This window comes from Roseomonas sp. GC11 (assembly GCF_024437745.1).
Lineage (GTDB): Bacteria > Pseudomonadota > Alphaproteobacteria > Acetobacterales > Acetobacteraceae > Pseudoroseomonas.
Genome location: NZ_JANFNY010000017.1, coordinates 1 through 15164 on the forward strand (window position 1 = coordinate 1; position 15164 = coordinate 15164).

Genomic DNA, 15164 nt, shown 5'->3' on the forward strand with positions numbered 1-15164 from the left:
GCCCAGGCCGGGGCGCAGGCGGCGGCGGCGCGGCGGCGGCTGGCCCTGGCCGGCGGCGCCCTGCTGCTGACCGTGCTGGCGGTGGCGGGCGGCGCGCTGTTGCTGTCGCTGCGCGTCGCGCGGCCGTTGCGGCAGTTGACGCAGGCGGTGGGCCGGCTGGCTGGCGGTGCGCTGGACACGCCGCTGCCCGGCGACGCGGATGGCGGGGAGGGCCGGCGCGCCGCATCGCGGCAGGATGAGATCGGCGCCATGGCCGCGGCGTTGCGCCACCTGCGCGCCGAGGCCCGCCGCGCCCGCGTGCTGGGGGGGGAGGTGGCCGCCACCCAGGCCGCCCGTGCCGCCCGCGCCGGGGCGCTGGAGGGGTTGCTGGCCGGTTTCGAGGGGGATCTGGCCGGTGGTCTGCGCGGCGTGGCGCAGGCTGCCGGGGCGCTGGATGACAGCAGCACGGTGATCGCCGCCGCCGCCGGCGAGGGGGCCGGCGCGGCGGCGGCGGCGGAGGCCGCCAGCCAGGAGGCCAGCGGGCATATCGCCGCCGTGGCGGAAACCGCCGGGGCGCTGGCGGCAGCGGTGGCCGAGGTATCGCGCGATGTGGGGGCCAGCGCCGGCGCGGCCGCCAGCGCCGCCGGCATGGCGCGCGCGGCGGAGCGGCAGGTGCGCGCCCTGGCCGCCGCCGCCGCCGCGGTGGCGCCGGTGCTCGGGCTGATCGAGGGCATCGCCCGGCAGACCAATCTCCTCGCCCTGAATGCCACCATCGAGGCGGCGCGGGCGGGGGAGGCGGGGCGCGGCTTCGCCGTGGTGGCCGGGGAGGTGAAGGCCCTGGCGGCGCAGACCGCCCGCGCCACCGAGCAGATTGGTGCCCAGCTGGCCGCCATGCAGTCCGGCGGCCAGGCGGCGGTGGGGGCGATGGAGGGGATCGCCGGTGCGATCCAGCAGCTGGACGGCATCGCCGCCCAGGTGGCGGAGGCGACGGAGCGGCAGGCGGAGGCGACGCGGGGCATTGCCGCCGCTGTCACCCAGGCTGCCGCCCGCGCGCAGGAGGCCAGTGCCCAGGCCGCTGGCACCCGGGCCCGGCTGGCGGCGATGGGCGGTGGGATCGAGGCTCTGCGCGCCGCTGCCGGCAGCCTCTCTGGCGAGACCGCGGCGCTGCACCAGCGGGCCGAGGTCTTCCTGGCGGCGGTGCGGGCGGCCTGAGGGAGGCCGGTTGCGCGCACTGAACGCGGGGTCCGGGGTGGCCGTGCCACCCCGGCCGAGGGGTCTGGGGAGGGCGGAGCCCTCCCCAGGTTAAAAATCCCGTCTGGGGAGGGCGGAGCCCTCCCCAGGTTAAAATCCCGTCTGGGGAGGACGGCTCTTCTTCTCAGAGCCGCGCCAGCACGCGGTCGATGAAGGCCTGTGTGCTGCCCAGGTAATGCGCCGGGTCGGTCAGGCGGGCGATGTCCGCGGCGCTGATGGCGGCGGTGACTTTCTCCTCCCGCCCCAGCGCCTCGGCCAGGGAGATGCCTTCGGCCAGGGCGGTGTCGCAGGCGTGGTGCACGGCGTCATGCGCCGCGTTGCGGCCGAGATGCGGGGCGAGGCCCATCATCACCGCCTCCGCCACGATCAGCCCGCCGGTGGAGTCGAGGTTGCGGCGCATGCGGGCGGCATCCACCGTCATGCCCTCGGCGATGAAGCGGGCCTGGTCCAGCGCGCCATGGGCCAGGGTGAAGGCCTGGGGCAGGGCGAGCGGCTCGGCCTGCCAGGGGCCGGTGCCGCGCTCCTGGTCCACCGCCATGGCGGCCAGCATCTGCGGCACCAGGGCGTGCACCCCGCGCGCCTGGGCGAGGACGTATTCGCAGGCGATGGGGTTGCGCTTCTGCGGCATGGTGGAGGAGCCGCCGCGCCCCGGCGCGTGGGGCTCGAAGACCTCGGCCACCTCGGTCTGCATCAGCAGCATGATGTCGGTGGCGAATTTCGACAGCGCGCCGGTCAGCAGGCCGAGGACGCAGACGGCCTCCGCCATGCCATCGCGCGCGACGTGCCAGGGCGCGTCCGGCACGGCGAGGCCGAGTTCGGCCCCCAGCCCCTCAGCCACCGCCAGACCCTGGTCGCCGAGCGAGGCGAGGGTGCCGGCCGCGCCGCCGAACTGCACCTTCAGCAGGCGCGGCAGCAGCTGGGCGATGCGCTCGCGCATGGTGATCAGCGGCGAGAGCCAGATGGCGCATTTATAGCCGAAGGTCAGCGGCAGGGCGTGCTGGAGATGGGTGCGCCCGGCCATCACCGTGCCGCGGTGCTCGCGCGCGCGGGCGCCGAGGGCGGCGTTCAGCCGGGCGAGGTCGGCATCCAGCAGGGCGAAGGCGTCGCGCAGCTGGAGGACGATGGCGGTGTCGATGATGTCCTGGGTGGTGGCGCCCCAATGGGTCCAGCGCCCGGCCTCGGCCCCGGCCAGGGCGGAGAGCTGCTTCACCAGCCCGACCACCGGGTAGCCGGTGTTGCGGGTGGCGCGGGCGAGCGCCGGCAGGTCGAGCTTTTCCACCTGCGCCGCCTCGGTGATGGCGGTGGCGGCCTCGGCGGGGATGATGCCGAGCTTCGCCTGGGCGCGGGCCAGCGCCGCTTCCACCTCCAGCATGCGGGCGAGGAAGGCGCGCTCGCCCACCAGGGCGCGCATGGCGTCGGTGCCATAGAGGACGGAGAGCACGGCGCCGTCGGCGGGGTTGACGGAAAGCATGGGCGGTATTCCTCCTGGAAGGGCGGGGCGGGGGGCGTTCAGGCGCCCGCCGCCGCCTCCTCCCGCATCTGGGCGTAGGTCTGCCTGGCCAGTTTCAGCGCGTGGTTGGCCACCGGCACGCCGGCATAGGCGCCGACCTGGAGCAGAACCTCCGAAAGCTCCTCCGGTGTCACGCCGGTCTGGCGGGTGGCCCTGACGTGCAGCACGAATTCCTCGTGCCGGGCGAGGGCGGCCATCATCGCCAGGGTCAGCAGGCTGCGGGTATGGCGCGGCAGGCCGGGGCGCGTCCAGATCTGCCCCCAGACATTGCGGGTGATGTAGTCCTGGAAGGGCTGGTCGAAGGCGGTGGCGGCGGCGCTGGCGCGGGCGACATGGGCGGCGCCCAGCACGGCCCTGCGCACCTCCAGCCCGGCCTCCAGCAGATCGGCGGGCGGGAGATCGGCGGCCCGGCGGGCCTGGCCGTCGAGATGGGCGAGCATCGCCTCCGACACCGCGGCCGCGGCCTCGTGGTTGACGATATGCTGCACCCCCGGCAGGACCCGCAGGGTGGCCGCGGCGAAGCGCGCCTGCAGGGCCTGGGTGGCGGCCAGGGGGGCGGCCGGGTCGGTCTCGCCCTGGAGCAGCAGGGCGGGCTGGGGCAGCCGGGCCGGCATGTCGGCCGGGGTGAGGTCGCGCAGCGCGGCGGCGGCGCCGGCATAGCCCACGCGGTCGGTGCGCAGCAGCATGGCGCGCAGGCCGAGCCCCTCCGGCGCCTCGGGATGGGCCACCCAGCGCGGCATCACCGCATCGGCCAGCACGCCGGTGCCCTCGCGCAGCACGGCGCCGATGCGTTCCTGCCAGGTGGCCGCATCTGGGTATTCCAGCGCGCCACCGATAAGGATGAGCGAGGCGGCGCGCTCCGGCGCCAGCGCCGCCATGCGCAGCGCGACACAGGCGCCGAGCGAGGCGCCGCCGATATGGGCCCGCGCGATGCCGAGGGCGTCGAGCAGCGCCAGCGCATCGCGCGCCAGCATCTCCATGCTGTATTCGCCGGGGGTGACGCTGGTCAGCCCGTGGCCGCGCAGGTCGGGGCGGATGACGCGGTAGCGGCGGGTGAGGGCCGCCACCTGCGGGTCCCACACATGCAGCGTGGTGCCGATGGAGTGCAGCAGCAACAGGGGCGGCGCCTCGGCCGGCCCCTCCACGACGCAATGCACCAGGAGGTCGTTGACCGGAAGGAACATGGTGGGGTCTCGTCCTGTCTCTCTTTGGGCGCGACCGTCGCCGGGCGGCGCGCGGCGGTCAATCCCGCGCGCCGCGCGGGATCATGTCAGCCAGCGAACCACGGCGAGAGAAAGCGCGGGGCACGCAACGCAGAGCAGCAGGCGCAGCACATCCATCGCCAGGTAGGGGAGGACGCCGCGGTAGATGCGGGCCATCGGCACGTCCTTCGCCAGGGCGGCGATGACGAAGACATTGAGCCCGATGGGGGGCGCCGTCAGCCCGATGCCCACCACCACCAGCACGAGGATGCCGAACCAGAGGGCCGTCTCCTCCGGGGAGAGGCCGAAATCCAGCGCCGTCACCACCGGGAAGAAGACGGGCAGGGTGAGCAGGATCATCGCCAGCTCGTCCATCACCGCGCCGAGGATGATGTAGCTGACGAGCAGCAGCGCCAGCACGCCATAGGCCGGCAGGTCCTGCGCGGTGATCCACTCGGCCAGCAGGTCGGGCGCCTGGGTCAGGGCGAGGAAGGCGTTGAACACCTCGGCGCCGAGCAGGATGGCGAAGATCATCGCCGTGGTCTCGGCGGTGCCGCGCAGCGCGTCCATCAGCTCCGCCCGGCCCAGGCTGCGGCGCAGCAGGGCCACGGCCAGGGTGGCGACGACGCCGATGGCCGCGCTCTCGGTCGGGGTGAAGACGCCGCCATAGATCCCCCCCACCACGGTGACGGCGATGAGCAGCACGGGGATGACGTTGAGGAAGGCGGCGCGCTTCTCCGCCGCCGAGAGGGGCGGCGCGGGCGGCATGGCGGCCGGGTTGAGCCGCGCCTGGATCAGCACGGCGATGATGTAGGAGAAGGTGGCGAGCAGCCCCGGCACCAGCGCCGCCATGAACAGCTTGGCGATGTTCTGTTCCGTGCTGATGGCATAGACGACGAGGATGACGCTGGGCGGGATGAGGATGCCGAGGGTGCCGCCCACGGCGATGGTGCCGGTGGCGAGGCCCATCTCGTAGTTGTAGCGGCGCAGTTCCGGCAGGGCGGCGCGGCCGAAGGTGGCGGTGGTGGCGACGGAGGAGCCGCAGACGGCGCCGAAGGCGGCGCAGGCGGTGATGACGCCGATGGCCAGCCCGCCGCGCCGCTGGCCGAACAGCGCCTGGGCCGCCGTGAAGAGATCCCGCGCCAGGCCGCCGCGCTCGGCGATGGCGCCCATCAGGATGAAGAGCGGGATGACGGAGAGGGTATAGTTGGCGAAGAGGTGGTAGGGCGTGGCCTTGAGGTAGTTGGCCAGCACCTCCCAGCCGAGGATGTGCTGGTAGCCGAGGGCGCCGGCGAGCAGCATGGCGAAGCCCACCGGCGCGCGCAGGGTGATGAGCAGCAGCATGGCGCCGAAGCCGGCGCCGGCCATCAGGAATTCCTCACTCACGCGCGGTTCTCCCCGGCGAGCAGGCGGCGCGCCCAGAGCAGGGCGGCGAGGGCGGTGGCGGCGAAGGCGAGGGCGCCGAGGGCGATGGCCCACCAGAGCGGCAGGGAGAGCACCATGCTGCGGGTGTCGCTGCGCAGCGCGTCGAGGGCGCCGGCGGCCATGCGCCAGCCGAGCAGCAGGGCGGTGGCGCCCCAGGCGAGGTTCCAGAAGGCGTCCAGCCCGTCGCGCAGGCGGGCGGGCAGCCAGGTGGTGAAGCTGTCCACCAGGATATTGGCGCGCATCAGCGTGCCCCAGGCGAGGAAGCCGAAGACGGCGAGGCCGGAGCCCATCTGCACCAGTTCGAAATCCCCCGGTATGGGCTGCCCGCCGAGCCAGCGGCGCAGCACGCTGGCGGTGGTGAGCAGGGCGGTGGCCAGCAGCAGGGCGCTGCCGCCCAGCATCAGCGCGTGTGCCAGGCGGGCGGTGGCCCCGCGCGGCGGGGCGGGTTGTGTCATGGCGCGTCGGCTCCGGCGCGGAGAGTCACGGAAGGCGGGGTCCGGGGCGGCCCTTGCCGCCCCGGCGGGGGGGGGGGGGGGGGGGCCCCCCCCCCCCCTCTCACTTATAAGCGACCACCGCCCCGTCATCCGTGAGCAGCACGAGGGTGTCCTGCGCGATGGCCCCCGGCAGGGAGACCGCCCCCGGCAGCCGCAGCCTGCCGCCGATGGCGCCGGTGCCGGCGTCGATCAGCAGCGCCTCTTCCTTGCTGGAGGGAAGGATGAGGCGCCCCCCGGCGAGCAGCGGCGTGCCGAAGGTGGCGTTCTCGTCCTTCTTCCGCTCCTTCCCTTCGGGCGGGGCGTTGAGGTCGTTGATCCAGCGGATCCGCCCGCTCTCGCGCTCCATGGCCAGCAGGGTGCCGTTGCCGCCGATGAGGAAGAGCCAGTTCCCGGCGACGACGGGGCTTTCCGTCCCGCCGATCTCCACTTCCCACAGCCGCCGCCCGGAGCGCAGGTCGACCGCCATGGAGGTGCCGCCCATGCCCATGGCATAGACCCGCCCCTCATGGATGACGGGCAGGCCGCGCACGCCGGGGATATCGCCCACGCCGCCGCGGCTGCGGCCGGCCAGGCTCTCGGTCCACTGCACGCGGCCATCCTCGGGGCGCAGCGCGACCAGCTCGCCCGAGGGGAAGCCGGCGACGACGAAGCCCTCCGCCACCGCCGGGCCGGGCAGGCCGAGCGGCATGGCCACGGCCTGCTGCGCGCGGTAGGCCCAGAGGCGCTTGCCATCGGCGGCGGAGAAGACGAGCAGCTGGTTTTCCAGCGTCGGCACGAAGACGCGGCCCTCGGCCACGGTGGGGGCGCCGCGCGTCGGCGCCGGCAGGCCGATGCGCCAGCGCGGCTTGCCATTGGCAGGGTCGAGCGCCAGCAGCTCGGCGAGGCCGGTGGCGACATAGAGCGTGCCATCGGCGAAGGCGCAGCCCGCGCCGACGGCGCCGACATCATCCTTCTCCGGCCGGGTGTCGAAGCGCCAGCGGCGCGCGCCGGTGGCGAGGTCGAAGGCCGAGACCTCGCCATAGGCATCGGCGGCGAAGACCATGCCCTGGGCGATGACCGGCCCGGTGGTCAGGCGGCGGCGGTAGCTGCTGCCGGTGCCGGCGGAGCTGCGCCAGATCTCGGCGAGGCGCGGGCCGAGGGCGGCCTGCCCGGTGGCATGGGCGGGGCCGGAGCCCGGCTGCGGCCACTCCGCTCGCGCCACGGGGGCGGGCAGGGTGAAGGGCTGGGCGGCCAGCGCCGCATCGGCCTCCAGCGGGCGCTGTGCCGCCAGGACGGGGCGGCGGACGCCCGGCAGGCGGTCCTTGCTCTCGCCGAACCAGTCGCAACCGGCCAAGAGGCCGGCCGAGCCGAGCAGCACCGTGCGCCGTGTCCAGTTCATGCCCTGCATCAGACCCCCAATCCTGCGGCCAGCCGGCCGGCGCGGTCGCGCAGGCCCCGCGGCGCGGTGACATCCTGGGCCAGCGCGTCGAGTTCGCGCTTGGCCGCCGCCTTGTCGCCCTGGCGCAGGGCGAGCAGGGCCTGAAGCTCCCGCGCCGAGGCCCGCCAGGCATTGCCCGGCCGCGTCAGCGGCTCAAGGCGGGCGGAAAGCTGCGCCGGCGCCTGCGTGTCGATGCCGTGCAGCACCCACATCAGGCTGGCCAGGTCGCGGTAGAGCTGCGGTGCCTGCGCATCGGCGGCGAGGCCGGCCCAGAGGGCCAGGGCGGCGTCACGCTCCCCCGTCTCGGCCTTCAGCGCGGCGGCGCGCAGCGTGGCGAGGATGCGGTAGCCTTCCGGCCCGCTGGCCGCCTGGGCGGCAAACTGCGCGCCCGCCACCTTCAGGTCGGCGCCCTGGGCCTCGGTGGCGCGGTGCTGCTCCAGGAAGGCGGTGGCCGCCTGCAGGGCCTCGCGCTGCTGATACCAGCGCCAGCCCTGCCAGCCGCCCAGCCCGGCCAGGACCAGCAGGGCCGCGCCAAAGGCCAGCCCGCCATATCGCAGGGCCAGCCGCTGGGCTTTCTCGGCCCGCAGGTCTTCCTGCACTTCGTCGAAAATATCCGGCAAGGTCCGGTCCCTGAAGGCTGTGACAAGCGCGCGGGACCATAGCGGCAGCCGCGCCCGGCGTTAAGGCCCGCGCCTTGAGAGGGGCTTTGCCCCTCTCAAACACTCCCCGCCAAAGGCCTGAGGCCTTTGGAAACCCATTCTGGAAAGGCAGGGGTGTCTGAGGGGGCAAGGCCCCCTCAGCATACGAACCCCTCAGTGAAAGAGCACGGGCCGGCCCTGGGGCGCGCCCTGCACCTCGTCCTCGCGCATGGCGACATGGCCGCGCAGGATCGTCATCACCGGCCAGCCGGTGACGCGCTGCCCGGCGAAGGGCGTCCAGCCGCAGGGGGAGGCGATCCAGCTTTCCTCGATGGTGCGGCTCTTCTTCAGGTCGACCACGGTGAAATCCGCGTCATAGCCGGCGGCGAGGCGACCCTTGCCGACGGCGCCATAGACCCGCGCGGGGCCGGCGGCCATCAGGTCCACCAGGCGGCCGAGCGAGAGGCGCCCGGCATTCACATGGTCGAGCATCAGCGGCACCAGGGTCTGCACGCCGGTCAGGCCGGCGGCGGTGGCGGGCCAGGGGCGTTCCTTCGCCGCGCGGCTGTGCGGCGCGTGGTCGGAGCCGATGCAGTCCACCGTGCCGTCCCGCACCGCCGCCCAGGCCGCTTCCATGTGGCGGGCATCGCGGATGGGCGGGTTCATCACCGCGTAGCCGCCCAGGCGGTCATAGGCCTCATCCGTCTGGCTCAGGTGGTTGACCAGCACCTCGACCGTGGCGACGTCGCGGAAATCCTTCAGATAGGCCAGTTCCTCGGCGGTGGAGACGTGCAGGATATGGGCCGGGCGGCCCGTCTCCCGCGCCAGCGCCATCAGCCGGCGGGTGCCGAGCAGGGCGCATTCCACATCGCGCCACTCCGCGTGCAGCCTGTGCGGGCCGCCGGCGGCATAGAGCGGCTTGCGCGCCTGGAGGCGGTATTCATCCTCCGAGTGGTAGGCGATGCGGCGGCGGCCGGAGCGCATGACGCGCTCCAGGCTGGCATCGTCCTCCACCAGCAGGTCGCCGGTCGAGGAACCGGCGAAGACCTTGATGGCGCAGACATCGCGGTTCAGTTCCAGCGCCGCCAGATCGGCGATGTTGGACTTGGCCGCGCCGACATAGAAGCCGATGTCGCACCAGGACTTGCCCTGGATATAGGCCCGCTTCTCCTCCAGCGCCGGCTGGCTGGTGATGGAGGGGGTGGTGTTCGGCATGTCGAACACCGCGGTGATGCCGCCCAGGATCGCGGCCCTGGTGCCGGTGGGGATGGTTTCCACCGCCGGGTCGCCGGGGTCGCGCAGATGGACATGGGGGTCGATCAGCCCGGGCAGCACGTGCAGCCCGGCGCAGTCCACCACCTGCGGCGCGCTGGCGCCGCCGAGATCGCCGATCGCGGCGATGCGGCCGGCCTTCACGCCGACATCCGCCACCGCCTCGCCCCAGGGCAGCACGCAGGTTCCCCCGCGCAGGATGAGATCGAAGCTGGTCATGCGGCATCCTCTCGACGCAAACGGACGGGCTGTCTTTAGGCAGTTTCGCCAGCGGGGGCGACCCCTTCTCGCGGCTCTGCTACAGGGCGGGCGAAGCCCAGGGAGAATGCCCGCCATGAGCCTGTCCGACCGCCTGCGCGCCGCCCACGCGGCCGACTGGGATGCCGCCATCACCCACCGCTTCGTGGCGGAGCTTTGCGCCGGGCGCGTCGCGCCGGAGGTGCTGCGCGCCTATCTCGTGCAGGACTACCAGTTCATCGACCGTTTCGTGGCGCTGCTGGGCGCGGCCATCGCCAGCGCGGACAGTTTCGCGGCGCGGCTGCGGCTCTCCCGCTTCCTGGCCATGATCACCAGCGACGAGAACACCTATTTCCAGCGCGCCTTCGACGAACTCGGCGTGCCGGAGGCGGAGCGCCGCGCCCCCGCCCTGACCGCGACCACCCGCGCCTTCCAGGCGCTGATGCGCGAGGCCGCCGAGAGCCGTTCCTATGCCCAGGCACTGGCCGTGCTGGCGGTGGCGGAATGGCTCTATCTGAGCTGGGCCGAGCGCCACCAGGGCCCGTTGCCCGAGCGCTTCATCCATGCCGAGTGGATCACCCTGCACGACAATGATGATTTCCGTGGCTTCGTCGGCTGGCTGCGCGCCGAGCTGGACCGCGTCGGCCCGGCCGAGGAAGCCGCCTGTGCCGCGCTCTTCGGGCGCGCGGTGGCGCTGGAGCGGCGGTTTTTTGATGATTTGTATGAAGGTTAATGTTCTTTTTTGAAAAAAAGAACCAAAAAACTTTTTTCAGTTTCGCGTCCCGCTGTGCCGGGAGACGGCGGCAGCCTGAAAAAAAGCTTCTTTTTCTTCAGAAAAAGAAGAATTTGAATGCTGAGAGGAATTCAGGAAATCCGCAGCATCGCCACCGAGATCGCCATTGCCGCGCCGCCGGAGGATGTCTGGCGAGTCCTGGTGGAGTTCAGCCGCTACCCGGAGTGGAGCCCCTTCCTCCTGGAGATTGCGGGGGAGGCGGTGCCTGGGGCATGGCTGAGGCTGCGCATCCGGGCGCCGGGGCGGCGGCGCCTGATGGTCCGCGCCCATGTGCTGGCGGCCGAGCCGGGCCGCCTGCTGCGCTGGACGGGCGCGCTGTGGTGCGGCCTGTTCCGCGTGGAACACATCTTCCGGCTGGAGCCCCGCCGCGCCGGCTGCGTCCTGCATCAGGCGCTGCATTGCCGCGGCCTGCTGCCGGGGCTGCTGGGGGCGGGGCTGTTCACTGACCTCCGCCAGGGTGCCGAGGCGCTGAATGACGCGCTGAAGCACCGGGCGGAGGTGCAGCCCTGAACGGCCTCAGCGGCCGATCAGCTTCTCCGCGATCTGCACGGCATTGAGGGCCGCGCCCTTCAGCAGCTGGTCGCCGGCGACGAAGAAGGCGACGGAGTGGCCCGTGGGGTCGCCCAGGTCGGCGCGGAAGCGGCCGGCGAGGACATCGCCCTGGCCCGAGGCCTCGGAGGGCATCGGGAAGTGGTTCTTCGCCCGGTCATCGACGATGCGCACGCCCGGCGCCGCCGCCAGCAGGGCCTTCACCTCCTCCGGCGCCACGGGGCGGTTGAACTCGACATTCAGCGCGATGGCATGGGCGCGCAGGATGGGCACGCGGATGCAGGTGATGCCGAGCGGCAGCGCCGGCGCGGCCATGATGCGCCGCGTCTCGGCGATGACCTTCAGCTCCTCGCCATTGTAGCCCGACTCGGGGTCCACCTCGGCATTGTGGCTGAACAGGTTGAAGGCATAGGGGTGCGGCAGCACCGTCGGCGTGAAGGCCTCGCCCTTCAGATAGGCCTCGGTGGAGGCGCGCAGCTCCTCCATCGCGGCGGCACCGGCGCCGGAGGCGGCCTGATAGGTGGCGGCGGTGACGCGGCGGATGCCGATCGCCTGGTGCAGCGGCCAGAGCGGCACGGTGGCGATGATGGCGACGCAGTTGGGGTTGGCGATGATGCCGCGATGCCGGGCGATCTCGGCGCCATTCACCTCGGGCACCACCAGCGGCACGTCCGGGTCCATGCGGAAGGCGGAGGAATTGTCCACCACCACCGCGCCGGCCTTCACCGCCGCCGCCGCATAGCGCTTCGACACGCCGGAGCCGGCGGAGAACAGGGCGAGGTCCACACCCTCGAAGCTGTTTTCATCCAGTGCCTCGACCACCAGCTCCTGGCCGCGGAAGGACATGGTCTTGCCGGCGGAGCGAGGGGAGGCGAGCAGCTTCAGCGAGGCCAGGGGGAAGTCGCGCTCCTCCAGGGAGCGCAGCATGTCCACGCCGACGGCGCCGGTGGCGCCGACGATGGCGACGACAGGGTTGGCGGCCACGCTCTGATAGGGCGGCTGTGCGAGGTCGGCGGGGGAGTTCAGGACGTTCATGGTGTCTCTGTCCGGTGGTGCCGGGGAGACGGGGCCGGTCCTGTCCGGCTTGGGCCCCGCTTGCTCCGGCGGGGCCTTCTGGTGGGTTATTCCGTGGCGATCACCGCGCACGCACCAGAGGACGCCCCGCCGGAGCGGTCGTCTTGGTAATGCGCTTGATAATGATGGTCGCGGACATGGCCGACATCTCGCCCCAGCGCCGGCCCGAAGTCAAGAGGCGGGGCTTGAGGGGGGCTTTGCCCCCTCAAACTCCCCCCATTCTTTCCCTTGGCAGGGGATAGTATCCCCTGCACCTGCCTTCAGATGGGTTTCCAAAGGCCTCAGGCCTTTGGTGGCTGCAAGGCACTGCCTTGCAGGTTTGAGAGGGGCGAAGCCCCTCTCATGACGCGCGGGCCGGTGGCCTTTCAGGCGCCGAAGAGCACCGTTTCGCCCTGCCGCGCCTCAGAGGGCAGGCAGAGGGCGGCGAGGGCGGGGGCGACATCGGCCGGCTGGGCGATGCTGTCCGGGTTCTCGCCCGGCATGGCCTGGGCGCGCATCTTGGTGGCGACCACGCCGGGGTCGAAGAGGTTCACCCGCAGCGGGGTGTGCTCCACCTCCTGCGCCCAGGTCTGGACGAGGTGCTCCATCCCGGCCTTGGAGGCGCCATAGGCGCCCCAGAAGGCCTTGGGCCGCTGCACCCGCCCGGTGGTGACGAAGACGGCCCGCCCGGCCGGCGCCGCGCGCAGCGGCGGGTCGCAGGTGCGGATCAGCCGCCAGGCGGCGGTGAGGTTGGTGCCCAGCACATCCGCCCAGTCGCGCGGGGTGATGTGGGCCACCGGCGTCAGCGCCCCCAGCGCCCCGGCATTGTGGACGAGGATGTCCAGCCGGCCGAAGCGCTCCACCAGGGAGGGGCCGATCATGTCGATCTTCTCGGCGTCCTTCACCAGGTTGAAGGGGAGCAGGGTGGCGGAGCCGCCGGCGGCGCGGATGGCGTCATCGGTTTCCTCGAGCCCGCCCTGGGTGCGGGCGACCAGCACGCAATGGGCGCCGAGGCGGGCGAGTTCCCGCGCGGTGGCGGCGCCGATGCCCCGGCTGGCGCCGGTGACGAGCGCCACCTGGCCGGCCAGGGGAGCAGCCAGAGGGCCAGCCAGGGGAGAGCTGGCCGGCCGGGTGCTGTCGGCGGCGGCGCTCATTTGCTGTTGGCGACCAGCAGGGTGGGGACGCGCTCCGGCTGCCCTTCGAAGTCGGTCAGCGGAATGGCGTAGTCGCCGGTGAAGCAGGCGTCGCAATAGCCGGGGTTGGCGGCATCGCGGCCCGGGCGGCCGAGGGCGCGGTACATGCCGTCCAGCGAGATGAAGGCGAGGCTGTCGGCGCCGATGATGCGGGCCATTTCCTCGACATCGTGGTTGGCGGCCAGCAGCTTCTCCCGCTCCGGCGTGTCGATGCCGTAGAAGCAGGAATGCGTCGTGGGGGGGGAGGAGATGCGCATATGCACTTCCTTCGCCCCGGCCTGGCGCACCATCTCGACGATCTTCTTGGAGGTGGTGCCGCGCACGATGGAGTCATCCACCAGCACGACGCGCTTGCCCTCGATCATCGGGCGGTTGGCGCTGTGCTTCAGCTTCACGCCGAGGTGGCGGATCTGGTCCGTCGGCTCGATGAAGGTGCGGCCGACATAGTGGTTGCGGATGATGCCGAGCTCGAAGGGAATGCCGGCCTCGCTGGCATAGCCCATGGCCGCCGGCACGCCGGAATCCGGCACGGGCACGACGACATCGGCCTCCACATGGCTCTCGCGCGCCAGCTCGCTGCCGATGCGCTTGCGGGTGGCATAGACGGGCGTGCCCTCCACCACCGAGTCGGGCCGGGCGAAATAGATGTATTCGAAGATGCAGAAGCGGCTCTGCGTGCGGCCGAAGGGCTTGATGCTGCGCAGGCCGTCATTGTTGATGATGACCAGCTCGCCCGGCTCGATATCGCGGATGAACTCGGCGCCGACGATGTCGAGGGCGCAGGTCTCGCTGGCCAGGACATAGGCGCCGCCCTCGCCGGCGCCGAGGCGGCCGAGCACCAGCGGGCGCACGCCCATCGGGTCGCGCGCGCCGATCAGCGCGCCATCATGCAGGGCGATGAGGGAATAGGCGCCCTGCACCTGCTTCAGCGCGTCGATCAGCCGGTCCACGACATTGGCGTAGAGGCTGATGGCGATGAGGTGGACGAAGACTTCCGAGTCGGTCGTGCTCTGGAAGAGGCAGCCGCGGCGGACCAGGGCGCGCTTCAGCACGGCGGCGTTGGTCAGGTTGCCATTGTGGGCGACGGCGAGGCCGCCGAACTCGAAATCGGCGAAAAGCGGCTGGACGTTGCGCAGCGCCGTCTCGCCCGTGGTGGCGTAGCGGTTGTGGCCGACGGCGCAGCGCCCCTTGAGGCTGGCCATCACCTTGGCGTCGCCGAAGATATCACCCACCAGGCCGAGGCCGCGATGGGCGTGGAAGGCGCCCTTCTCGGCGAGGGTGACGATGCCGGATGCCTCCTGCCCGCGATGCTGCAGGGCATGCAGGCCGAGCGCGGTGAGCGCCGCCGCGTCGGTCGCGTTCCAGACGCCGAAGACGCCGCATTCCTCATGGAAGCCGTCTTCGTCGTCCCAGGGTTGGGTGGAGGGCAGGGGCTGCATCGGCATCCTCGTTACCGGCCTCGGGCCGGGGGCCGCAACAGCTCGTCCATGCTGGGCATGCTGCGCTGCGGCAGGTCTGGAAGTCGCGGGCGATACTCCGGCGGAAGCTGGGAGACAAGCAGCGAAGCCGCGTCCGCCACCAGGGGCAGGGTGCGGGCCTCACGCACCGGCTCGGGCCAGCGTTCCACCGTGGGCAGGAACAACCCGCCCACGATATAAGCGAGCACAACCAGGAAAGCACCCCGGGCGAGGCCGAAGACCATGCCCAGCGCGCGGTCCAGACCCCCGAGGACCGAAGCCCGCACCAGCCCCGCGAACCAGCCGATGAGCAGCTTCAGCACGATGAGTGCCAGCAGGAAGCCGCCCGCGCCGGCCGCGATCTCGGCCAGCCAGGGCGGCTGCACATAGGCCGCCGCCAGCTGTGATGTGCCGGGCAGCATGTAGATGGCGAAGATGGCCGCGCCGGCCCAGGCGCCGACGCCCAGCACCTCCCGGACCAGCCCGCGGAAGAAGGCGATGAGCGCCGAGAGGGCGACCACCGCGAGGACAATGCCGTCCACCCAGGTCATCGAGTGCAGCCTATAACCAAGAGGGCCGGAGGAGTCACGCCGTGGTGCCTCTGCGCTGCGCGCAAGGGGTTGCCCCCGCGGCTCATCCCGGCGCAACGCCCGCGGACAAAAGTTTTTTGGTTCTTTTTTCCAAAAAAGAACCT

General features: G+C 72.3%; 14 protein-coding genes. 3 read left to right on the plus strand and 11 right to left on the minus strand.

All coding sequences use genetic code 11. The features are described 5' to 3' along the window. A partial coding sequence (locus NON00_RS07230; RefSeq protein ID WP_305123250.1) for a HAMP domain-containing methyl-accepting chemotaxis protein occupies nt 1-1191 on the plus strand: 1191 nt, incomplete at its 5' end. A gap of 163 nt (nt 1192-1354) precedes the next feature. Here NON00_RS07230 and pcaB read toward each other — a convergent pair. The 7 genes from pcaB to NON00_RS07265 all read right to left on the minus strand — a co-directional run bounded on the left by pcaB (nt 1355) and on the right by NON00_RS07265 (nt 9407). Continuing rightward, nucleotides 1355-2701 carry a 3-carboxy-cis,cis-muconate cycloisomerase gene (pcaB, locus tag NON00_RS07235; protein WP_256019150.1) on the minus strand — a complete coding sequence of 449 codons (1347 nt, stop codon included), beginning with the start codon at nt 2699-2701 and terminating at the stop codon, nt 1355-1357. A gap of 38 nt (nt 2702-2739) precedes the next feature. Beyond that, on the minus strand, nt 2740-3924 hold the full coding sequence (pcaC, locus tag NON00_RS07240; protein ID WP_256019151.1) for a 4-carboxymuconolactone decarboxylase: 1185 nt from the start codon (nt 3922-3924) through the stop codon (nt 2740-2742). An 81-nt stretch (nt 3925-4005) separates the two neighbouring features. After that, entirely contained in the window at nt 4006-5328 is a 1323-nt protein-coding gene (locus NON00_RS07245) for a TRAP transporter large permease (protein ID WP_256019153.1), read from the minus strand. Further along, the gene (locus NON00_RS07250; RefSeq protein WP_256019155.1) at nt 5325-5822 is read right to left on the minus strand and encodes a TRAP transporter small permease; all 498 of its coding nucleotides are present in this window, start codon (nt 5820-5822) and stop codon (nt 5325-5327) included. The genes NON00_RS07245 and NON00_RS07250 overlap by 4 nt, the downstream gene beginning before the upstream one ends. A gap of 100 nt (nt 5823-5922) precedes the next feature. Continuing rightward, nucleotides 5923-7248, minus strand: a complete 1326-nt coding sequence (locus NON00_RS07255) for a PQQ-binding-like beta-propeller repeat protein (RefSeq protein WP_256019158.1) — start codon at nt 7246-7248, stop codon at nt 5923-5925. Further along, nucleotides 7248-7898 carry a tetratricopeptide repeat protein gene (locus NON00_RS07260; protein WP_256019160.1) on the minus strand — a complete coding sequence of 217 codons (651 nt, stop codon included), beginning with the start codon at nt 7896-7898 and terminating at the stop codon, nt 7248-7250. The genes NON00_RS07255 and NON00_RS07260 overlap by 1 nt, the downstream gene beginning before the upstream one ends. A gap of 192 nt (nt 7899-8090) precedes the next feature. Next, the gene (locus tag NON00_RS07265; protein WP_256019163.1) at nt 8091-9407 is read right to left on the minus strand and encodes a dihydroorotase; all 1317 of its coding nucleotides are present in this window, start codon (nt 9405-9407) and stop codon (nt 8091-8093) included. 115 nt (nt 9408-9522) lie between these two features. On the opposite strand from NON00_RS07265, the gene NON00_RS07270 reads away from it, so the two are divergent. Both NON00_RS07270 and NON00_RS07275 read left to right on the plus strand, forming a co-directional pair. Then, entirely contained in the window at nt 9523-10158 is a 636-nt protein-coding gene (locus NON00_RS07270; protein ID WP_256019165.1) for a TenA family protein, read from the plus strand. Nucleotides 10159-10275: 117 nt separating this feature from the next. Beyond that, on the plus strand, nt 10276-10728 hold the full coding sequence (locus NON00_RS07275; RefSeq protein ID WP_256019166.1) for an SRPBCC domain-containing protein: 453 nt from the start codon (nt 10276-10278) through the stop codon (nt 10726-10728). A 6-nt stretch (nt 10729-10734) separates the two neighbouring features. Here NON00_RS07275 and NON00_RS07280 read toward each other — a convergent pair whose 3' ends face one another. The 4 genes from NON00_RS07280 to NON00_RS07295 form a co-directional block, all read right to left on the minus strand. Further along, nucleotides 10735-11802, minus strand: a complete 1068-nt coding sequence (locus tag NON00_RS07280) for an aspartate-semialdehyde dehydrogenase (RefSeq protein ID WP_256019167.1) — start codon at nt 11800-11802, stop codon at nt 10735-10737. 404 nt (nt 11803-12206) lie between these two features. Next, nucleotides 12207-12974 carry an SDR family NAD(P)-dependent oxidoreductase gene (locus NON00_RS07285; RefSeq protein WP_256019168.1) on the minus strand — a complete coding sequence of 256 codons (768 nt, stop codon included), beginning with the start codon at nt 12972-12974 and terminating at the stop codon, nt 12207-12209. Next, nucleotides 12971-14458 (minus strand): amidophosphoribosyltransferase, encoded by a 1488-nt coding sequence (gene purF, locus NON00_RS07290; RefSeq protein WP_256019169.1) that lies wholly within the window; start codon nt 14456-14458, stop codon nt 12971-12973. The genes NON00_RS07285 and purF overlap by 4 nt, the downstream gene beginning before the upstream one ends. 5 nt (nt 14459-14463) lie before the next feature. Beyond that, on the minus strand, nt 14464-15021 hold the full coding sequence (locus tag NON00_RS07295; protein WP_256019170.1) for a CvpA family protein: 558 nt from the start codon (nt 15019-15021) through the stop codon (nt 14464-14466). Nucleotides 15022-15164 lie beyond the last annotated feature (143 nt).